Genomic DNA, 20,594 nt, shown 5'->3' on the forward strand with positions numbered 1-20,594 from the left:
GCTCCAAGACGTCCAGCAGCGCCGCCGCATCACCGCTCGCGACACTGTGCAGCGACGCCTTCCCCGAAAAGGGAGATTGCACAGCAACCAGCCAACTCTTCTTGCTCAGCTCGATTGCAACCTCCAGCCGCGCCGGACCACAATCAGGTGCGGCGGGCGAGGCGAGTTCCGTACGGGCAGCCATCAGTGCCTCCTATGCAGCTGTTGGGTGTGGGAAACCGATACGGTAACGCCTCGCCCGTCGCGCCTGCATAGGATCTTGACCCGAGGATCGTGGCAGGACGGCGACGCTGCGCGGCGGCATGGTCTCGTCGCGGCCCTCGGTTCAAGCCCGAGGGCGACGGCATCTGGGGGACCGCGGCGCCGATTGGGATCCGTTGGTGAGATGTGCGAATGCCGTAGGGTGAGGCCCGAGGATCGCGACGGGACGGCACCGCATCCCGAAAAGGAAAGGGCGGCCCCGTTTCCGGGACCGCCCCTTGCCTTCGGGTAATGCCGGACCGGTCAGCGCTTCGGCAGCGGCATCCAGGCCGGCACCGCGACATCGGCATGGGAGAATTGCGGCAGCTTCTCGCCCAGCTCCTCCATGTTCTTGATGTCCTGGTCGTTCAGCGCCTTCTGGGTGATCAGGGTCGGCGGCACGATCACGTTGTGGCCGGGATCCTCGCCCGCCAGCAGCATGGCGAGCGCACGGACCGAGACCTCGCCCACCACGGCCGGGTTGGTCGCTGCGGTGGCGACCCAGGCGCTGCCGGGTTCGCGCATGGCGGAGATGTCGGCGGTGGAGACGTCGGCGGAATAGATGTCCACCTGGTCGGTCATGCCCAGCTCGTCGACGGCGATCTTCACGCCCTTGGCGAACTCGTCATAGGGCGCGAACATCACGGTGATCTGCGGGTTCGCGCGCAGCGCCGCGGCCGCCTGGTTGGCGACGGAATTGGCGATCGGGTTGTCCAGGGTGCCGAACACCGCCAGTTCCTTGATCCCGGGATACTTCTCCTTGAACTTCACCCAGGTCTCGTCGCGGCGGTCCAGCGGCGCGATGCCGGGCACGTAGACATAGCCGGCATTGAAGCTCTCGCCATTGTCCTTGATCGCCTGTTCCAGGGCGAGCCGGGCGAGGTCGCGGTCCGACTGCTCGACCTGCGGGATCTTGTCGTTCTCCACGTTCACGTCGAAGGCGACGACCTTGATGCCGGCGTCCAGCGCCCGCTGCGCGGCGGCCTTCATGCTCTCCGTCAGGCCGTGCTGGATGACGATGCCGTCGACGCCGAGCGCGATCGCCTGGTCGACCATGTCGGCCTGCAGGGCCGCGTCCTGGCGGCTGTCGAACACCCGCAGGTCGACACCCAGCGCCTTTGCCTGCCGCTCCACCCCGGCCAGGTAGGCCTGGAAGAAGTCGCCGGTGGACAGATAGCGCACCAGCGCGATCTTCACGTCACCGGGATTGTCGAACGGCTTGGGCATGTCGGCCGCCTGGGCCGCGCCGCCGAAGCCGAGCGCGATGCAGGCCGCGCCGGCCGCCCCGATCAGGGTCTTTCCGAACAGGCTTCTTCTGTCGATCATGGTCAGTCCTCCCTCGACTGGACACTTGGCTGGTTGCGGCTCCCGCGGCCCTACCGTTCCCTTCGGTGGGACAGCGAGAAGGTGAAGATCAGGGCGATCACCAGCACGGCGCCCTTCACGAAATCCTGGGTGTAGTACGGCACGTTCATCATCGTCAGCCCCTGCAGCAGCACGCCGACGAACAAGGCGCCGATTGCGGTGCCGAAGGCGTTCGGCTTCGCCGCGCCCAGGACGGCGAAGCCGATCAGCGCCGCGGCGACGGAATCCAGCAGCAGGTTGTTGCCCGAGGCGATATCGCCGCGCCCCAGGCGCGCCGCCAGCAGGATGCCGCCGACGGACGCGAACAGGCCGGAGATCATGTAGGCGGCGATCTTGTAGCGGCGCACCGGCGCACCGGCCAGGGCGGCGGCGCGCTCGTTGCTGCCGATGGCGTACATCACGCGGCCATAGCGGGTATATTCCAGGAAGAACCAGATCAGGATCCCCATCACCAGCATGAAAAGGACCGAGGCGGGCAGCACGTTCGCCTCGATCAGGTCGAAGCGGTGCCGGCCGATCGCCAGGAAGGCGGCGGTGAAGCTGCCCTCCGCGGTGGAGCCGTCGGGCAGGGTCATGCCGGTGGCGATCGAGCGCCCTTCGGTCGGGATCCGCTGCAGGCCGATCAGCACGAACATCATGCCCAGGGTGGCCAGCAGGTCGGGAATGCGGGTGTAGACCACCAGCACGCCGTTGATGAAGCCGACCAGCAGGCCCAGCAGCAGGCAGAACACAACCGCCTCCACCGTGCCCAGGCCCCAGACCACCATCACGTAGGCGGAAGCCATCAGGGAGGAGGTCGCCACCGCGCCGATCGACAGGTCGAAGCCGCCGACCACCAGGGTGGCGGTGACACCCAGCGCCAGGATCGCGGTAATCGCCACCGACTGGAAGATGAACACCGCGCTGAAGACGCTGGTGAAGCCTTCCGCCGACGCCATGAAGAAGATCACCAGGCCGGCCAGCAGCACCAGGAAGCCGTAGCGGATCGCCAGGTGGATCGCCGCGTCGCCGCGGCCCGAAACACCTCCGACCGGTACGCCGCCCACTCTTGCGGACGGGGCGGGGCCGTTCGTTGTTGGTGCGGGCCGATCCGCGCGATCGCTCATGCCGTCATCTCCGCTGACCCGTCCTGCATCCTTGCCGCCGCTCCGCTGCCGGCCACCTGCGCCAGCATCAGGTCCAGATCCACGTTCCGGTTGGGATGGTCGCCGGCCAGGCTGTGGTCGGCCATTACCAGGATCCGGTCCGCCACCTCCAGCGCCTCGTCCAGTTCGGCGCAGAGCACCAGGGTGGCGCGGTCGGAGGCCGTCTCCCGCAGCTTGTCGCCCAGGTCGCGCCGGGCGCCGATATCGACCCCCTGGAACGGTTCGTCCAGGATCAGCAGGCGCGAGGTCTGCGACAGCCAGCGCGCCACCATCACCTTCTGCTGGTTGCCGCCGGACAGGGTCTGGATGCCGTCGCGCTCGGACTGGCAGACGATCCTGAGCGCGGCGATCTGGTCCTGCGCCACCTGCCGCTCCCGGCCGCGGCTGACGATCGCGGCGCGGCTGTAGCGGGGCAGGAAGGGCAGGGTCAGGTTCCGCATCAGGTCGAACTGCGGCACCACCGCGTTGGTCGCGCGGTCCTTCGCCGACAGAAAGACGCCGGCGGCGATCGCCTGTGACGGGTTGGCCGGCGCATGGGGCCGGCCGTTCAGGCGGATCTCGCCGGCGACCGGCCGGCGCAGGCCGAACAGCACCTCCGCGAATGCGGTCTTGCCGGTGCCGACCAGGCCGGTCAGGGCGGTCACCTCGTTGCGCCGCAGGGTCAGCGAGAATGGCTTCGCGCCCGGCACCAGCTGCAGGTCGGTCACCTCCAGCACCGGCTCGCCCGGCGGCGGCGACTGGATGTCGACATCGGTCAGGCCGTGGCCCAGCATCGCGTCGACCGCACCCTCGTAGTCCAGCGGCGCCGTGTCGAAGATGCCGGTGATGCGGCCGTCGCGCAGGGTGACGATCTGGTCGGCCACCCGGCGGATGTCGGACATGCGGTGGGAGATGTAGAGGATCGCCACCCCCTGCGCCCGCAGCCGGTCGACCAGCGCGAACAGGCGCTGCGCCTCCGCGTCGGAGAGGGAGGAGGTGGGCTCATCCAGGATCAGCAGCTTCGGGTCGCGTGCCATGGCGCGGGCGATTGCCACCATCTGGCGGTCGGCCAGGCTGAGCCGGCGCACCGGGGCGGTGAGGTCCATCTCCAGCCCCATCAGCTCGGCGATGCGGCCCGCCTCCGCCCGCACCCGGCGGGGGTTGAACAGGACTGGCATCCGCCCGCCGGCCAGCCGGTCGAGCATCAGGTTGCTGGCCACGTCCAGGTCGGGGGCCACGCCGTCATTGATGTTCTGGTGCACCACCACGATGCCGGCGTCGATCGCCTCCGCCGGGGTGGCGGGGCTGTAGGGCCGGCCGGCCAGCCGCAATTCTCCCTGGTCCGGGGCGTGCACGCCGGCGGCGATCTTCACCAGGGTGGACTTGCCGGCGCCGTTGGCGCCCATCAGCACGGTGACGGCGCGGGCGGGAATGGCCAGGTCGATGCCGCGCAGCACGCGGTTCGCGCCGAACGATTTCTGCAGCCCGGATATCTCGAATGCCGGCCCCTGCGCCGCGCCTTGATGCATGCCTTCCTCCCCGATGCGCAGACGCTAGGGAGCCGTTTTTCAAATGTCAATTGATGTTGACTTTTGAAAAAGCGGGGCGATAGCGTGCCCCACCGGCAGCCGGCCGACCGGGCCGCACGAACGAGAAACAAGCGGGGAGAGAACCGTCGTGAACGGGACGGCCGCCGATGGCGGCACGGAATATCTGGCACTGGACGCCGACAGCCTGGTGCAGCGCCTGGGGTCGCTGCAGGACCTGCGGCAGCGGCTGGGCGATCCCGCGGGCTGGCAGGTGCGCGAGGTCGGCGACGGCAACCTGAACCTGGTGTTCATCGTCGAAGGGCCGTCCGGCGCCGCTGTGGTCAAGCAGGCTTTGCCCTATGTCCGGCTGGTCGGCGAATCCTGGCCGCTGCCGCTGACCCGGGCCTTTTTCGAACGCCATGCCCTGCAGCGCCAGGCCGCGCGCTGCCCGGGGCGGGTGCCGGAGATCTACCATTACGACGACGGCCAGGCGCTGACGGTGATGGAGTACCTGACCCCGCACGTCATCCTGCGCAAGAGCCTGGCCGCGGGCCGTGTGCATGAGAACCTGGCGGCGCATCTGGCGGCCTTCACCGCGGAGACCCTGTTCCGCGGCTCCGACCTGTGCATGGAAACCCGGCAGCGGAAGGCCGACCTGGCGCTGTTCGCCGACAATGTCGACCTGTGCGACATCACCGAAAGCCTTGTCTTCACCGATCCCTATTACGCGGCGGAACTGAACCGGCACACCACGCCGCAGCTGGATGGCTATGTCGCCGCGCTGCGTGCCGACCAGGAACTGAAGGTGCAGGCGCAGCACCTGAAGGCCGGCTTCGCGTCGAAGGCGCAGACCCTGCTGCACGGCGACCTGCATACCGGCTCGATCATGGTGACGGACGGCGACACCCGGATGATCGACCCGGAATTCGCCGTCTACGGCCCGATGGGGTTCGACATCGGCATGCTGCTGGCGAATTTCCTGATGGCCTTCCATGCCCAGGCGGGGCACGAGGCGGCGCCGGGCGCGCGGGATCCCTATCGCGACTGGCTGCTGCAGGTCGTGCAGGAGGTCTGGGACGGCTTTGCCGCGCGCTTCCGCGCGCTGTGGCAGAGCGAGCGCAGCGGCATCCTCTATCCGGCCGCCCTGTTCGAGGATCAGGGCCACCACATGGCGGCGGAAAAGGCCTGCAGCGACTATTTGCGCGAGGTCTGGGTCGACACGGTCGGCTATTGCGGGGTGGAGATGCACCGCCGCATCCTGGGCCTTGCCCATATTGCGGAGCTGGACGATATCGCCGATGCCGACCGCCGGGCGGACTGCGAGCGCCGCGCGCTGGAACTCGGCCGGCTGCTGGTCCTGGGCCGGCATTCGATCGCCGGGCCGGCCGAGATCGCGGCGCTGGCGCGGCGCATCGAGGCGCGCGGCGTGCCCGCCTGAACCCATGATCCGAACGGAAGGACCGGCAGGATGAACGTCGACGGCAAGCATTACCGGTCGATCTGGCTGGCGGAGGATGGCCGCACCGTGCGGATCATCGACCAGACCCGCCTGCCGCATGCCTTCGTCACCGTCGACATGGTGGAGCCGGAGACCGTCGCCACAGCGATCCGCGACATGTGGGTGCGCGGCGCACCGCTGATCGGCGCCACCGCCGCCTACGGCATGGCGCTGCAGATGCAGCGCGACCCGGGCGACGACAGCCTGCACGCAGGCTACGACATGCTGATGGCGACCCGGCCGACCGCGGTGAACCTGCGCTGGGCGCTGGACGAGGTCCGGCAGGTGCTGAGCCCGCTGCCGCCGGCCGACCGGCTGGAGGCGGCCTATGCCGCCGCCACCCGCATCGCCGACGAGGATGTGGAGATCAACCGCCAGATCGGCGCGAACGGCCTGGCCCTGATCGAGGAGATCGCCGCCGCCAAGCCGGCGGGCGAGCCGGTGAACATCCTGACCCACTGCAATGCCGGCTGGCTGGCAACCGTGGACTGGGGCACCGCGACCTCGCCGATCTACCAGGCGGCGGAGCGCGGCATCCCGCTGCATGTCTGGGTGGACGAGACCCGGCCCCGCAACCAGGGCGCCTATCTCACCGCCTGGGAGATGGCCGGGCATGGCATCCCGCATGCGCTGATCACAGACAATGCCGGCGGCCACCTGATGCAGCACGGCCTGGTCGACCTGGTGATCACCGGCACCGACCGCACCACCGCGCGCGGCGATGTCTGCAACAAGATCGGCACCTACCTGAAGGCGCTGGCCGCCCATGACAACGGCGTGCCGTTCTATGTCGCACTGCCCTCGCCGACCATCGACTGGAATGTGCAGGACGGCGTGGCGGAAATCCCGATCGAGGAACGCAACGGCGACGAGGTCTCCTACATCTCCGGCAAGGGGCCGGACGGCACCGTGCTGCCGGTGCGGATCTCGCCCGAGGCCTCGCCCGCCCGCAACCCGGCCTTCGACGTGACCCCGGCCCGCCTGGTCACCGGCCTGATCACCGAGCGCGGCATCTGCGCCGCCACGGCGGAAGGCCTGGCCGGGCTGTTTCCGGACCGCGCCGCGGCCTGAATTCCTGCCCTGCCGCAGGGCAGGAGCGGAGACCGGGATCGGCCACGATCCAGGCCGGGAACCCGTTGCCGGGCCATCGACTGCAAACCAGCCCATCCGAGATGCCGGTCGACCGGCCCGCGCGCGGCACCGTCGGCGGGGCAGTGTGTATTTTATCAAATTATCATCGAATTAAAACTAAAAATAGTTTAGAAGAAATTCTTAAATTATATCTCTCCATATATAAGTATTAAAATCCTCTTAACTTCACGTTTATCATTCGTGCGCTATATAGCGCCCCAGGATGACTATGGGTGACCGCCCTTCGCGAGATCGAAGGTCGGTCCACCGGCTCCCGGGGAGCATGCGCATGCACCGACCGCTTTCGCCCGTCGCCCGCCGTTCCGGCCGCTTCGCCCGGACAATCCGTCTCGCCGGCCTCGTCGCGCTGGCCGGTTTCGCGGCGCTGGCCGCGGCGTCGATCTGGGCGCCGGCGGCACAGGCCTCCGAATCCCGGCTGGCGGCGAACCTGGCCGACATGGCCGCGGTGCGTGCCGAGATGATGGAATCGCTGCAGGCCCATCGCCGCCAGATGGCGGCCGGCCGGGTGGATGCCGCGCGGTCGCTGCGGATTCACCGCCAGGACATGGCCGAAGTGCGTGCCGACATGGATGTCTCCCGCGCCATGCTGCTGCAGCGGATGAAGGAAGCGCGGGAGCGGTAGCCCCAATTGCCTGTTGACCGGCGCCACGCCGCCGTCAGGATCGTGCCGCCGGCGCGCGGTACGGTGTTGGGGCGGGGGACAGGGTGGCGGAGCAGGAAAGCGCCGGCAGGGCCGGCAGGCAGGCCGGCCTGGCGGTGCTGCTGACCGGCATGGCCGCCTGGGTCGATGCGGCCGGGTTCCTGCTGGCCGGCGATGCCTTCGTCTCCTTCATGAGCGGCAACAACACCGAACTGGCCTCCAGTGTGGCGCAGGGCGCCTGGCCCGGCATCCTCCTGGTCGGCAGCGTGGTGCTCGCCTTCCTGGCCGGGGTGGTGCTGGGCGAATGCCTCAGCCGCCCGGCCGGCGGCTGGCGCCAGCCCCGGGTCTACCTGGCGGATGCGCTGCTGCTCTGCCTGGCGCTGGCCGGCAGCCTGGCGGCCTGGCCGGCGGGTGCCGTGCTGCCGCTGCTGGCGGCGGCGATGGGTGTGCACAATGCCAGCCTCCATCCGCAGCGCGGCGCCGCCGTGCGCACCTACATCACCGGCACGATCGTCCAGTTCGGCCGCGGACTGGCGCTGTTCCTGATGGGCCGGGGCGGGACCGCGGAGATGCGGGAGAACGGCACGGTCTGGGCCGGCTTCGTCTGCGGCGCGCTGGCCGGCGGCATGGTCGCGCTGCATGTCGGGGTTGCCGCCGCGCTCCTGGTCCCGGCCCTGTTCACTGCCGGCATGGGGATCGCTTCCGCCGTCTGGCCGCGCCGGCGGGGCTGAATCGCCGGAAAAAAATATCTGCGGCCGGGGAACCTTTCGCCACGCCGCCTGTTTCGAGCTTGTTGGTTGGCTTCCGCATTGTCGGAAGCCGGCGAATGGCCAGGAGCATGAAATGCGACGCGCGACGGCGGTGGCTGTCGCGGTCCTGGCTGCGGGATGCGCCCCCTTTGCGACCGTGGATGTCGCCAGGGCGGCCTCGGACCTACGACAGAATCTCGAGGAAATGGCGGAAGTGCGCGCAGGAATGCGCCGCGACCGGGCCGTGCATGAGCGGCGCATGGCGGAGGTTCGCGCCGATATGGCCGCGGAACGGGCCCGCGTGATGCGGCAGATGCGCGACCGGGTGCCGCAATAGGTCATCCCGCAACCGCTCACATTCTGCTGCACTGCCGTAAAGGTTCCCGCAACCTCTTTGGCGTATCAACCGGGTCAGCCCCCGATGAATGCGGCGCGCGCGGCGCGCCGGCCGGCGGCCGGACATGCCCGGGACGAGCCCGGAAGACCCCGAAAGATCACATGAACGCGAAACGGATCCTGGCGGCGCTCTGCCTGGCAGCGGCGGCCGCCCTCCTTCACCTGCCCGCGGCGCAGGCCTCGGAATCGCTGGAGCGGCAGCGGGTGGAGATGGCGCAGGTGCGGGCGGAGATGCAGAAGTCCCTGGCGATCCACCGCAAGGAGATGGTGCGTATCCGCCTGCAGGTGGCCGCCGACCTGCAGGTCGCCCTGAAAGAGATGGAAGAGGCGCGCAGGCGCTGACCGGCTGTGCGCCTCTTCGCATCCTAACGGCCGGCGGCGCTGTGGATGCCGGCATAGAGCGCTTTGCAGAGTTCCTCGGGGAAGGCGCCGGACATGCCCGCCACCGATGTATTGGTGAGCACCACTACGGTCAGTTCCTGACCCGGATCCACGAACCAATGGTTGCCGTAGACCCCGCCCCACTGCCAGGTTCCCGCGGACTGCGGCGTGTCTGCGGCGGCCGGGTCCAGCAGTACGGCCGCGCCGAGCCCGAAGCCCCAGCCGGGCCCTTCCGTCCAGGCGCGAAGATTGTCGATGGCATGGCGGCCGATACTCGCTGCGGCGCGCCGGCCCAGGATGGGTCCACCGCCCGTCCGAACGGCCTCGAGAAAGCGCAGATAGTCGGTGGCGGTACCGTACATGCCGGCACCGCCCGATGGCCATGCGCTCGCGTTGGCCGCTCTGGCGGGAACGGCACCAAAGCCACCCCCTAACGGTACGCTGTCGCCCTGCTCGGACATGCGCAGCGCACCGTGGGGCCCGTCCTTGTAGGCAGCCGCCAGCCGAGTGGCGTCCGGCACCGCGAAACTTGTGTCGGTCATACCCAATGGCCGGGTCACGTAGCGGGCGACGGCATCGGGCAGCGGCATGTCGGCTGCCCGCTCGATGACGGCGCCGAGCACATCGATGCTCATCGAGTAGCGCCATTGGGTTCCGGGCGCGAAAAACAGCGGGAGCGCCGACAGGCGGGCGAGATTCTCCTCCAGGCTGATAGAGCCGTCGCCGAGACCCTGATCGATGCCGGCAGCGGCATAAGGAGATCCGCCGTCGTCGAGAAAATCGTAGCCCAGGCCGGATGTATGCGTCATCAGGTGGTGAAGCGAGATCCTGGGTCGGAGACCGGTCGCCGTGGTCGGGCGGAAGTCCGGCAGCCAGTCGCTCACAGCGTCGGCGAGGCTCAGCCTGCCGGCTTCCGCCAGGGCCAGGGCGGTCGCAGCGACAATCGTCTTGGTCAGCGACGCCAGGCGGAAGACTGTCTCGCCGGTGACGGTTCGGCCGCGCTCGCGATCGGCAAGACCGGCCTCCCGGCGATAAACGAGCCGGCCCTGCCGGGTGACGTGCATCGCCAGGCCGGCGATGCGGTCGCTGCCGGTCCAGCGATCGATCACTGCGTCCAGGCGAGCGCTGACGGTGTCATTGTCGTACGCCATGGCCACAGCTTGCGCTGTCGTATCGTGCGCGTTGTACATCCCTGTCTCCTTTCCTAGATTGGGCGGACGGCTGGGATGCCAGTCCCTGGCTCCGCCGTGGAGAGCCGAAACGGACGCCAGCGGGTCTTTTGTGCCATGACCGGATATGTGCGACCGGATCGCCGGCTGCCGCCCGTCACAGCCCACCTGCTGGCCGTGCCGGAAACGACGCCGACGGCGCTCTATGCCTTTCGGGAGGTCTTCCATGCGGCGGGCAGGGCCTGGACTGAACTGACCGGAGAGCCCGCCCCCTCGGTCCGGATCGAGGCACGGATCGTGGCACGCGAGAAATCGCAGTTCACCGCGGCCCTCGGTGCGCCGGTTCAACCCGACCTGGCACTCGCCGCCGCGGCTCCCGCCGACCTGGTGGTGGTCACGGATCTTGCGCTTCATCCCGATCCTGCCGGGTTGCCGTCCTGGCATGCCGAATGCGACTGGCTGCGCGCACAATATGCCGCCGGCGCGATTCTGGCCTCTGTCTGCACGGGTGCCGTTCTGATTGCCGAAAGCGGATTGCTCGACGGCACGGAGGCGACCTCACACTGGAGCGCCGGGGAGATGTTCCGCAGCCGCTATCCGGCGGTCCGCTTCCGGCCGGAGCGCATCCTCTGTCAGGGCGGTCCGGGTCATCGGATTGTCACCAGCGGCGGGCCAGGCTCCTGGGAGGACCTGGCGATGCATCTGGTGGCGAGGTTCTGCGGACCGGAGGAAGCGGTGCGCCTGGCCAAGGTGTTCGTTCTGGGCGACCGGAGCGCCGGCCAGCTGCCCTTCACCGCGATGGGTCGTGCGGGCAATCATGGTGATGCTGCCATCGGCGCATGCCAGGAATGGCTTGCCGACCATTATGCGGAAACGCGGCCCGTCGCCCGCATGGCGGCGCGTTCCGGCCTGGCGGAACGCAGCTTCAAGCGTCGCTTCAAGGCGGCGACGGGATACACGCCTGTGGACTATGTCCAGGCCTTGCGTATCGAGGAAGCCAAGCATCTGCTGGAGGTCGGCGCGATGAGCATCGACGATGTCGCGCAAGCGGTCGGCTATGAGGATCCGTCCTTCTTCCGGCGCCTGTTCAAGCGCCGAACCGGCGTCACGCCGGCCCGCTATCGGCGCCAGTTTTCCAGATTTGGCGGCTGGAAGGACTAACCGTCCGCCAGCAGTGCCCGGGCGGTGACATTGTCGGTGACCAGGTGGCTGGCATAGCCGCCCTGCAGCACCGCCGCCATCGGCTCCACCTTGTCGGGGCCGCAGGACACCAGCAGCCCCATCTCCAGGTCCTGCATCCGCTCCGGCGTGATGCCGATCATCCGTTCGTCCAGCGCGCCCGGCACGTGGCGGCCGTCGGCATCGACGAAGCGGCCGCAGAGCACGGCGCGGGCGCCGCGGGCGCGATAGTCCGCGATATCGTCTGCGGTGGCGATGCCGGCCAGCACCACATGGCTTTCCGTCGTGCAGGAGCCGGCGGCGAACAGCGCCTTGTTGCAATCGCCCAGCGCATGCAGCTGGTCGCGGATCAGCGGCTCCTGCCGCAGCGCCGCGGCCAGTTCCGGGGTCGACAGGATCGCCGGGGCATGCAGGTTGATGCAGCGGCCGTTCAGCCGTTGTGCCAGCCGTGCCGAACAGAGTTCCGCGGTGAAGCCGTAGGGGGTGGCCATCGATCCCGTCAGCTGAACCACGCTGACATCCGCCACCGGCTCCGGCTCCATGCCCTCCGCCAGCTCGTAGATCGTCCGGCCCCAGGCGACCCCCAGGGTATCGCCGGTCTGCAGCAGGGCCGGCAGCCAGTTGCCCGCCGCCTTCGCCACCCGCAGCAGCGTTGCGGTATCGTCCGTCGGGCTGACCGCCGGGACGACATAGGCCGCCTTCAGGCCGAAGCGGCGCTGCAGGTCGAGCGACAGGGAATGGGCGAGGAAGGGCTCGTCGGCCAGGCGGATGCGGATCAGCCCGCGCTCCCGCCCCTCCTGCAGGTAGTTCACCACGGAGGCGCGGCTGACGCCGAGGCGGCGCGCGATCTCGTTCTGGTTCAGGCCCTCGTTATAGTAGAGCCAGGCTGCCTCCACGACGATCTCGAAGCTGCCGGAGGGCGATGGGGTGCGGCGCCGGCCGCTCATGCGGGGCGCCCGCGGGCGGGGTCGGTCATGGGCTGCCGCCAGTCATGGACGATGCGCAATTCTTAGTCATTTGACACAGCGACTTCACATTTGTCAAAAACCGCAACCGGACGGGATTGAAGATCCGGCAGCGCGGAACGAGGGTGGAAGCGATGGTACAGAACCGGTGGCGTGACGAAGAGGCCGAGGCGCTGGAAGCGGCGGCCGGCAACGATCCGGCGGACCGCGCGCTGGCACTGCGCGTCTATACCTCCCGCCTGATCGGCAGCGATCCCGACCTGGTGCAGCATGGCGGCGGCAATACCTCCTGCAAGGTGCTGCGCCGCGACCTGCTGGGTGACGAGATCCGCGTCCTGCACGTCAAGGGCTCCGGCTGGGACCTGGGCTCGATCGAGGCGCCGGGCCTGCCCGGTGTGCGGCTCGACCCGCTGCTGAAGCTGCGCGACCTGGATGCGCTCTCCGACGAGGACATGGTGAACCAGCAGCGCTGCAACCTGCTGGATTCCACCTCGCCCAACCCGTCGGTGGAAACCCTGCTGCACGCCTATCTGCCGCATCCCTTCATCGACCACAGCCATGCCACCGCGATGCTGGCGCTGGCCGACCTGCCGGAGGCGGCGGAGGTGGTGGCCGAGCTGTTCGGCGACCGGGTGGCGCTGGTACCCTACATCATGCCGGGCTTCGGCCTGGCCAAGAAGGCGGCCGAGGTGTTCGAGCAGAAGCCCGAGGTCGAGGGCATGCTGCTGGTCAACCACGGCCATTTCACCTTCGGCGACACCGCGAAGCAGAGCTATGAGCGCCATATCGAGCAGGTGAATGCGGTCGAGGAATATTTCGCCCGCAAGGGCAATCGCCGCCCGCCCGCACGACCGGTCGAGAAGGTGGATGCGACCCGCCTGCTGCCGCGGCTGCGCGGCGCCCTGGCCGCCGACCGGCCGCGCGATGCGGCGATGCCGGTCTTCGACCTGCGCCAGGCGGAGCATCTGACGGCCTTCCTGGCGCGGCCGGACATGGCGGAGCTTTCCACCCGCGGCGTCGCCACCCCGGACCATGTGATCCGCACCAAGCATCCGGCCCTGATCCTGGAAGGCGCGGCCGCCGCCGGCGATGCCGACGCGCTGAAGGCCGCCGTCGCGGACTGGGCCGCCGCCTATCGCAGCTATTTCGAGCGCAACAACACGACCGCCGGCGGCACCAAGACGATGCTGGAGCCGGTGCCCGGCCTGGCCTGGGTGCCGGGCCTCGGCCTGCTGGGGATCGGTGCCAGCGCCAAGGCGGCGAGTGCCGCCGCCGACCTGGGCGACCAGCAGATCCGGGTGATCGAGCTGGCGGAGAGCGTCGGCGAATTCCGCCCGATCAGGGAATTCGACCTGTTCGAGACCGAGCACTGGTCCCTGGAGCAGGCGAAGCTGGGCAAGGGCCGGCCGCCGGCCCTGCAGGGCCGGATCGTCCTGGTCACCGGCGGTGCCGGCGCGATCGGCCGGGCGACCGCGGCGGCCTTCAAGGCGCAGGGCGCCGACATCTTCCTGGTCGATGCCGACGAGGGGGCGCTGGGCGCGGCGCTGAAGGGGCTGGGCCGCGATGCCGGCGGCCTGGCGCTGGACCTGACGGCCGAGGGCGCGGGCGAGGCGGCGCTGGCCGCCTGCATCGAGCGCTTCGGCGGCATCGACATCCTGGTCTCCAATGCCGGGGCGGCCTGGGGCGGGGCGATGATCGACCTGGACGAGGCGCTGCTGCGCAAGTCCTTCGAGCTGAACTTCTTCGCCCACCAGCGCATGGCGCAGGCCGCCTCCCGGGTGTTCCGGGAACAGGGCCGCGGCCATTCGCTGCTGTTCAACGCCTCGAAGCAGGCGGTGAACCCGGGCAAGGATTTCGGCGCCTATGGCCTGCCCAAGGCGGCGACCTTCTTCCTGGTCCGGCAATACGCTCTGGAGCTGGGCGCGATGGGCGTGCGGGTGAACGGCATCAACGCCGACCGCATCCGCTCCGGCCTCTTGACCGACGAGATGATCGCCACCCGGTCGAAGGCCCGCGGCGTCGACGCGGCGAAGTACATGGCCGGCAACCTGCTGGGCGCCGAGGTCGAGGCGCGCCATGTCGGCGAAGCCTTCGTCGCCCTCGCCCTGGCGGAGCGCACGACCGGTCATGTCATGACCGTCGACGGCGGCAATATCGAGGCCGCGCTGCGGTAGGCGGCGGCGACACATCTCTCCACTTTGCCGTCCTCCTCGGCCCCAAGCCGAGGAGCGCGACGATATGGCACCGCTGCCAAGCCGCACCGTCGTTCTACGTTGCCGTTTCGTCACGGTCCTCGGCTTGGCGCCGAGGACGACGGCGAAGTCGGTGGCGCCGCGCCGAAGCGCAGCCTGCGGCATGCCGGGGCTGGCGGTTGCCGGTCCCGCCTGCGATGATGCCGCGCGTCAGCGGGGCGCCAGACCCCGCGCCAGCGGCGGTCCGTACCGTGCGGTTCGAATCGCAGGGGGAGGAGACGGCCGGCCACCGCCTTTGAGGGTGCATGCATGACGCCGTCCCTGGACGATGCGACCCGGATTCTGTCGACCCTGGTCGCTTTCGACACCGTGAGCCACAAGTCCAATCGCGCCCTGATCGACTGGGTGGCGGACCATCTGGACGGCCATGGCGTCGCGGTGGCCACCCTGCCCAGCGCCGACGGGCGGAAAGCCAATATCGTCGCCAGCATCGCACCGGGCAGGCTGGAGCCGCGCGGCGGGATCATGCTGTCGGGCCATACCGACGTGGTCCCCGTGGACGGCCAGGACTGGCAGACCGACCCGTTCCGCCTGACGCCGAAGGACGGTCGCCTGTACGGCCGCGGCGCCTGCGACATGAAGGGCTATATCGCCTGTGTCCTGGCCATGGTCCCGGCGTTGCGGGATGCGCCGCTGACCCGGCCGATCCACCTGGCCTTCTCCTATGACGAGGAGACCGGATGCTTCGGGGCGCGGGAGATCGTGTCCCATATCGCGGCCTCGGAGCTGCGCCCCGCCATGGCCTTCGTCGGCGAGCCGACCTCGATGCGGGTGGTCAACGCCCACAAGGGCAGCTGCGGCATGCGCACCAAGGTGACCGGTCATGCCTGCCATTCCTCCCGCCCCGACCAGGGGGTGAATGCGATCTACGGCGCGATGGAGGTGATCGACACGCTGCGCGCCCAGGCCCAGGCCCTGGCGGAGGCGCCCGACAGCGTCGGCCTGTTCGAGCCGCCACATACCACCCTGAATGTCGGCCTGATCCAGGGCGGCAGCGCCCGCAACACGGTGGCCGGCGACTGCACCCTGACCTGGGACATCCGCGCCACCCGCGAAGGGATGGTGGGGCAGGTGCGCGACGCCCTGGCCGCCGCGGTGGACGACAGGATCCTGCCGGCGATGCGGGCGCGCCAGGCGGCGGCCGATATCGCCACCGAGACCCTGTTCGAGATCCCGCCGCTGCTGCCGCAGCCCAACAGCGCGGCAGAGGCACTGGCCCGCAGCCTGGCCGGCGGCGAGGCGGTCAGCGCCGCCTTCGGGTCGGAGGCCGGCCTGTTCCAGCGCGCCGGCATCCCCACCGTGCTCTGCGGCCCCGGCGATATCGCGCAGGCCCATGCGCCCGACGAATGGGTCGCGGAAGACCAGCTGGCCGCCTGCCTCTCCTTCCTGGAGAAGCTGGTGGCGCATGAATGCGCGGCCTGACGTCGCCTGCAGAGGGGGAGGGGCGGCATGACCCTGTATGACGGCCCGATCATCGACGCCCATACCCATCTGTGGGACCTGTCTATGGACCGGCATCCCTGGCTGCGGCCGGGCGACGGCGCGGTGCAGGCGCTGGGCGGGCTGGAGCGGCTGCAGCGCGACTATGTGGTGGCGGACTATCTGCGCGACAGCGCCAACCAGCCGATCGCCGCCAGCGTGCATGTCGAGGCGCTCTGGTCGCCCGACGATCTGCTGGGCGAAAGCCGCTGGCTGGACGGGCTCGACAAGTCCCGCGGCGTGGCCGCCGCCTATGTCGGCGCGGCGCCGCTCGGCACCCCGGCAGCGGCGGCCGTGATCGAGGCGCAGGCCGCTTTCGGTCGCATGACCGGCATCCGCGGCATCCTCTCCTTCCACCCGACCCTGCCGGAGAAGTCCTTTGCCGCTGCCGACGGCCTGGCCGACGACCCGGCCTGGCGCGCCGACCTGGCGCGGCTGGCGCGGACCGGGCTGAACTTCGAGGTGATGCTCTATCCCTACCAGGCGGCGGGGCTGGCCGGGCTGGCGCGGGCCCTGCCGGAGCTGCGGATCGTGGTGAACCATTGCGCCAGCCCGGTCGACCGCGATCCGGACGGCATGGCGCGCTGGCGGCAGGCGGTGACCCTGCTGGCGGCGGAGCCGAACATCCGGATCAAGGTCTCCAACGCCGAAGGCTACGACCCCGCCCCGACGGAAGAGAGCCTGCGCCTGGTGCAGCTTCACTGTATCGAGAGCTTCGGACCCGCGCGGTCCATGCTGGCCACCGACTGGCCGGTCGCCGGGCTGACCAACGGCCTCGACACGGCCGGCTTCGATGCGATCTGGGACCGCTTCCGCAGGTTGCTGGTGGATTTCTCTCCGGACGAGCAGCGGGCGATGTTCCACGACAATGCGCAGGCGCTGTACCGGATCTAGCGAATTGCGAAACCGTCGTTGTCGAACGCGACCAGGACCCCATTCCACCAGCCTTGAGGTGTCCCGCTCTATACGCGCAGCGCCGACTGCAGCATCTCCAGCGCGGCGCGGACCGCGCGCAGGCGGATCGCCCCACGGCCGCAGGCGCCGAAATGCGCCTCGCGATGAACGGTCGGCACGCCCTTCCGCGCGCAGGCGAGATGGACCCGCCCCTCTTCGTCGCCATCGCCGGCCGGTCCGGCGAAGCCGGTGATCGCCACCGCGAGCTCTGCGGCGGAGCGCTGTACGGCCCCTTCCGCCATCGCCACCGCTACCTCGCGGCTGACCGCGCCGCAATCGTCGATCTGCTTCTGCGCCAGGCCGAGCAGGTCGCACTTCGCGCGGTCGCCATAGGTGACGAAGCCGCGCTCGAACACATGCCCATAGCCGTCAATGTCGGTCAGGAGGGAGGCGAGAAGCCCGCCAGTGCAGCTTTCCGCCGTCGCCAGCTTCAGGCCGCCGGCATCGGCACGGCGCAGCACATCCAGGGCCGCCTGCTCGAGATCGTCGGGCAAGGCGGGCGAGAGGGTTTCCGTGCGTTCAGCTGTCCGTCCGGTCATGCGGCAGTCAACGTCGCCCCCGGCCGGTCGGTTCCCGGCAGGGCGGCGGAGCCCGGTCGGCGCTTCAGCCGACGGGGCGGACCGATTGCGGCGTGCGCCCGTAGGCGCGGCGGAAGGCACGGCTGAAATGGGAGGGGTCGCCGAAGCCATGCGCCAGTGCGACCTCCGTGACGTTACGGGCCTGGCCCTCGGCCAGCATCCGGTAGCTGGTAGCCAGGCGCTGCCGCCACAGCCAGCGGATCGGCGTCTCCCCGACGCGGGCGAAAAGGCGGGTCAGGGACCGCGGCGACATGTTCTGTGCGGCCGCGATCGTGGCCAGGTCGAGGGCGGGATCGTCCAGCCGCGCGAGCATGAAGCGCTGGACCTGCCGCAGACGGGCATCGCCCTGGGCTGCGCCGGCCTCGCCCGCCAGCTCCGCCTCGAAGGTGGCGGCGAGGATATCGAGCGCGGAGATGCCGACCCGTCGCGCCAGCCCGTCTTCCGCCGCCTCGGAAAGGCGCAGCAGGTCGCGCATGATGTCCGCAGCCAGCGCGCCGCAGCGGGAGGCGGCGGCAACCGGCCGTGCCACCAGGGCCGGTGCCTCCGGCAGCCTGGCCAGCAGGAGTGGCCGCGGCACGGTGATCATCATCGCGTCGGCATGACGGCCGAACTGAAGCACGAAGGGCTGTGCCTGATCGTGCAGGAGCGTGTCGCCGCATCGCATGCGCAGGGCGCGGCCATCCTGCCTGAAGGCGGTCTCCCCCGCCATCGGCAGCCAGAACATGAAGTCGTCGCGGCCGTCCTTCCTGATGTCGCCGGCCGTGCGGACCACCCGCAGCGGATCGCCGCCGGCCACCGTGGAGGAGATGTGGGAGATGGTCAGCGGGCCGAAGGCACCGAGCGAGATCCGGGCGTTGAAGGCGCGATCCGGTACCGCGTTGCACTCGGTGACCGAATAGCTGCGGCAGGTGGCCGCATGCCAGTGGGCGAAGCCGTCACCGGGCCGCACGACGTCGGTTCTGCTGGTCACGGGCATGGGCCTGTCCCGTCTGGCGGCGCGGACCGGTCCCGCGCCGCGCGCCGTCCGCATTTAACCCCGTCCGGGTGGCAGGCTGTCAATCCGGTCCGGCGGGACGGTGGCATGCAGGTGCCAGGTTCTGGCGCGCCGGGCAAAGCGCCGGACCGACCGGCCGTGCTATCGCAGCGGATCGCAACCCGCGGAGCAGGTGAAGCCATGCCTTATATTTGCGAGACGATCGACCCGGCGAAGACGGCAATGATCGTGGTCGATATGCAGAACGACTTCGTGGCCAACGGCGCGGCCCTCCAATCGGGCCAGGCTGCCGCCATGGCGCCGCGCCTGGCGGAGACCCTGCAGACCTGCCGCGACAAGGGCATCCGCATCGTCTTTACCGCCCATGTGCACCGCCGCGACGGCAGCGATATGGGGCTGTACGACGATCTCTATCCCCCCATTGCCGACCGCGCGGCACTGGTGGACGGGACCGACGGGGCGGAGATCTTTCCCGTCCTGGCGCCGCAGCCGGGCGAGCATGTCATCAAGAAGCATCGCTACAGCGGCTTCTTCGCCACCGACCTGGACCTGCTGCTGCGGGAATGGGGCATCGACACCGTGGTGATCTCCGGCACGACGACGGAGAATTGCTGCCATGCCACGGCGCGGGACGCGATGTTCCGCAACTACAAGGTGGTCTTCCTGTCCGACGCCACCGGCAGCTTCGACTATCCCGATGTCGGCCAGGGCGCCCTGTCGGCTGAGGAGGTGCATCGCGCCACCCTGACGATCCTCGCCTTCTCCACGGCGCATGTGATGACCACGGACGAGTTCCTGTCGCGTATGGACTGACCTCTACCGGGGCAGCCCGCCCAGGAAGTCGAGCAGGATGCGGTTCACCTCTTCCGGCCGCTCCTGCTGGGTCCAATGGCCGGCGCCGTGCAGGAAGTGGGGGCCGTGCAGGTCCGGCACCTTGGCGGCCAGGTCCTGGCGGATCTTCTCCAGGCCGCGGACCTGCAGGACCATGTCGCGCTCGCCGGCGATGAAGCAGGCCGGCACCTCCAGCGGCGCGTCGTGATACGCCGCCATCAGCTCCCAGCTCAGGTCCACATTGCGGTACCAGTTGAGCGGGCCGCGAAAGCCGGAGCGACGGAATTCCGCGGTGTAGTGGTCCAGGTCGGCCTCGGTCAGCCAGGGCGGCAGATGGTCGCGCGGCGGCGCAGTGTCCAGCACGCCGCCGCCGGGCGGCACGATGGCGATCCATTCGCCGCCCGGCGCCACGTTGCCGGAGCCGACATAATAGATGCGCAGCAGGCTGTCGCGGATATCGGCCTCCAGTTCCGCCTCCGCCACGCCGGGCTCCTGGAAATACAGCATGTAGAAGCCGCTATGGCCGTGGTCGCGCATCGCCTGGGTCAGGCTGCGCGCGCCCCGCGGCGTGTAGGGGACGGAGAGGCCGGCGACCGCGCGCACCCGGTCCGGGCGCATCAGCGCTGTGTGCCAGGCGACCGGCGCGCCCCAGTCATGGCCGATGACCACTGCCGTCTCCGCCTCCAGCGCGTCCAGCAGCGCGATCGCGTCGCCGACCAGGTGCAGCTGTGTATAGGCGTCGACCGCTTCGGGCGCGAAGGAGCCGGCATAGCCGCGCTGGTTCGGCGCCACGACCCGGTAGCCGGCTTGCGCCAGGGCCGGGATCTGGTGGCGCCAAGAATAGGCGCTCTCCGGCCAGCCGTGCAGCAGCAGGACGACCGGTCCGTCGCCCTCGTCGATGGCGGCGAAGCTGCCGTTGCGGGTCTCGATGGTCTTCATGCGGTTCCTCCCCGGTGCGTGGCGAGGATGGCGGGGAAGCGGCGCCGGGTCGAGGGCTGTCTGCTGCACAGCCTTCTCCGTCATCCTCGGCCCCCGAGCCTACGGCATTCACACATCTCATCGACGCGCCTCCCTGCCGCCGTCGTCCTTTGGTCGAGTCCAATGAGGGTAGCAGTACGG

The 20,594-nt window shown here is 69.5% G+C and carries 19 protein-coding genes and 1 pseudogene; 11 read left to right on the plus strand and 9 right to left on the minus strand.

Annotated features, from left to right (window positions below):
• The 4 genes and pseudogenes from ACFOGJ_RS03025 to ACFOGJ_RS03040 all read right to left on the minus strand — a co-directional run.
• Positions 1-184: pseudogene (locus ACFOGJ_RS03025) on the minus strand (hypothetical protein); the annotation flags it as partial.
• Between the two features lie 320 nt (positions 185-504).
• Complete coding sequence (locus ACFOGJ_RS03030; RefSeq protein WP_379898033.1) at positions 505-1,566, minus strand: substrate-binding domain-containing protein; 1,062 nt, start codon at positions 1,564-1,566, stop codon at positions 505-507.
• Positions 1,567-1,616: 50 nt separating this feature from the next.
• Positions 1,617-2,711 (minus strand): ABC transporter permease, encoded by a 1,095-nt coding sequence (locus ACFOGJ_RS03035; protein ID WP_379898034.1) that lies wholly within the window; start codon positions 2,709-2,711, stop codon positions 1,617-1,619.
• The gene (locus ACFOGJ_RS03040) at positions 2,708-4,258 is read right to left on the minus strand and encodes a sugar ABC transporter ATP-binding protein (RefSeq protein WP_379898036.1); all 1,551 of its coding nucleotides are present in this window, start codon (positions 4,256-4,258) and stop codon (positions 2,708-2,710) included. Before ACFOGJ_RS03040 ends, ACFOGJ_RS03035 begins: the two co-directional genes overlap by 4 nt.
• Positions 4,259-4,406: 148 nt before the next feature.
• Between ACFOGJ_RS03040 and mtnK the strand changes: the two genes are divergently transcribed.
• From mtnK to ACFOGJ_RS03070, 6 genes are all read left to right on the plus strand, one after another.
• Positions 4,407-5,696, plus strand: a complete 1,290-nt coding sequence (mtnK, locus tag ACFOGJ_RS03045; RefSeq protein WP_379898037.1) for an S-methyl-5-thioribose kinase — start codon at positions 4,407-4,409, stop codon at positions 5,694-5,696.
• 30 nt (positions 5,697-5,726) lie between these two features.
• Complete coding sequence (gene mtnA, locus ACFOGJ_RS03050; RefSeq protein ID WP_379898038.1) at positions 5,727-6,827, plus strand: S-methyl-5-thioribose-1-phosphate isomerase; 1,101 nt, start codon at positions 5,727-5,729, stop codon at positions 6,825-6,827.
• A 349-nt stretch (positions 6,828-7,176) separates the two neighbouring features.
• Entirely contained in the window at positions 7,177-7,530 is a 354-nt protein-coding gene (locus ACFOGJ_RS03055) for a hypothetical protein (protein WP_379898040.1), read from the plus strand.
• A gap of 83 nt (positions 7,531-7,613) precedes the next feature.
• Positions 7,614-8,279, plus strand: a complete 666-nt coding sequence (locus ACFOGJ_RS03060) for a YoaK family protein (RefSeq protein WP_379898041.1) — start codon at positions 7,614-7,616, stop codon at positions 8,277-8,279.
• Positions 8,280-8,511: 232 nt separating this feature from the next.
• Positions 8,512-8,634: a hypothetical protein gene (locus ACFOGJ_RS03065; protein WP_379898043.1), complete on the plus strand. Its 123-nt coding sequence runs from the start codon at positions 8,512-8,514 to the stop codon at positions 8,632-8,634.
• A 161-nt stretch (positions 8,635-8,795) separates the two neighbouring features.
• Positions 8,796-9,035, plus strand: a complete 240-nt coding sequence (locus tag ACFOGJ_RS03070) for a hypothetical protein (protein WP_379898044.1) — start codon at positions 8,796-8,798, stop codon at positions 9,033-9,035.
• Between the two features lie 23 nt (positions 9,036-9,058).
• Here ACFOGJ_RS03070 and ACFOGJ_RS03075 read toward each other — a convergent pair whose 3' ends face one another.
• A complete protein-coding gene (locus ACFOGJ_RS03075) occupies positions 9,059-10,264 on the minus strand; it encodes a serine hydrolase domain-containing protein (protein ID WP_379898046.1) in 1,206 nt (401 codons plus the stop codon).
• Between the two features lie 96 nt (positions 10,265-10,360).
• On the opposite strand from ACFOGJ_RS03075, the gene ACFOGJ_RS03080 reads away from it, so the two are divergent.
• On the plus strand, positions 10,361-11,404 hold the full coding sequence (locus ACFOGJ_RS03080; protein WP_379898048.1) for a GlxA family transcriptional regulator: 1,044 nt from the start codon (positions 10,361-10,363) through the stop codon (positions 11,402-11,404).
• On the opposite strand, the gene ACFOGJ_RS03085 is transcribed toward ACFOGJ_RS03080, so the two are convergent.
• Complete coding sequence (locus ACFOGJ_RS03085; protein WP_379898049.1) at positions 11,401-12,369, minus strand: sugar-binding transcriptional regulator; 969 nt, start codon at positions 12,367-12,369, stop codon at positions 11,401-11,403. The two genes, ACFOGJ_RS03080 and ACFOGJ_RS03085, sit on opposite strands and share 4 nt — an antisense overlap.
• 152 nt (positions 12,370-12,521) lie before the next feature.
• Here ACFOGJ_RS03085 and ACFOGJ_RS03090 point away from each other — a divergent pair, with 152 nt between their 5' ends.
• From ACFOGJ_RS03090 to ACFOGJ_RS03100, 3 genes are all read left to right on the plus strand, one after another.
• Positions 12,522-14,561, plus strand: a complete 2,040-nt coding sequence (locus ACFOGJ_RS03090; protein WP_379898051.1) for a bifunctional aldolase/short-chain dehydrogenase — start codon at positions 12,522-12,524, stop codon at positions 14,559-14,561.
• 327 nt (positions 14,562-14,888) lie between these two features.
• On the plus strand, positions 14,889-16,061 hold the full coding sequence (gene argE / locus ACFOGJ_RS03095; RefSeq protein ID WP_379898053.1) for an acetylornithine deacetylase: 1,173 nt from the start codon (positions 14,889-14,891) through the stop codon (positions 16,059-16,061).
• Between the two features lie 27 nt (positions 16,062-16,088).
• The gene (locus ACFOGJ_RS03100; RefSeq protein ID WP_379898055.1) at positions 16,089-17,012 is read left to right on the plus strand and encodes an amidohydrolase family protein; all 924 of its coding nucleotides are present in this window, start codon (positions 16,089-16,091) and stop codon (positions 17,010-17,012) included.
• A gap of 68 nt (positions 17,013-17,080) precedes the next feature.
• On the opposite strand, the gene ACFOGJ_RS03105 is transcribed toward ACFOGJ_RS03100, so the two are convergent.
• On the minus strand, positions 17,081-17,611 hold the full coding sequence (locus ACFOGJ_RS03105; protein ID WP_379898056.1) for a CinA family protein: 531 nt from the start codon (positions 17,609-17,611) through the stop codon (positions 17,081-17,083).
• Positions 17,612-17,675: 64 nt separating this feature from the next.
• Positions 17,676-18,620: a helix-turn-helix domain-containing protein gene (locus tag ACFOGJ_RS03110; RefSeq protein WP_379898058.1), complete on the minus strand. Its 945-nt coding sequence runs from the start codon at positions 18,618-18,620 to the stop codon at positions 17,676-17,678.
• Positions 18,621-18,824: 204 nt separating this feature from the next.
• Here ACFOGJ_RS03110 and ACFOGJ_RS03115 point away from each other — a divergent pair, with 204 nt between their 5' ends.
• Positions 18,825-19,457, plus strand: a complete 633-nt coding sequence (locus ACFOGJ_RS03115; RefSeq protein WP_379898059.1) for a cysteine hydrolase family protein — start codon at positions 18,825-18,827, stop codon at positions 19,455-19,457.
• A gap of 3 nt (positions 19,458-19,460) precedes the next feature.
• Here the strand turns inward: ACFOGJ_RS03115 and ACFOGJ_RS03120 are convergent, their stop codons facing one another.
• Complete coding sequence (locus ACFOGJ_RS03120; protein ID WP_379898060.1) at positions 19,461-20,414, minus strand: alpha/beta fold hydrolase; 954 nt, start codon at positions 20,412-20,414, stop codon at positions 19,461-19,463.
• Positions 20,415-20,594 lie beyond the last annotated feature (180 nt).

Origin of the sequence: Marinibaculum pumilum (assembly GCF_042646425.1) — a bacterium.
GTDB classification, from domain to species: Bacteria; Pseudomonadota; Alphaproteobacteria; order Ferrovibrionales; family Ferrovibrionaceae; genus Marinibaculum; species Marinibaculum pumilum.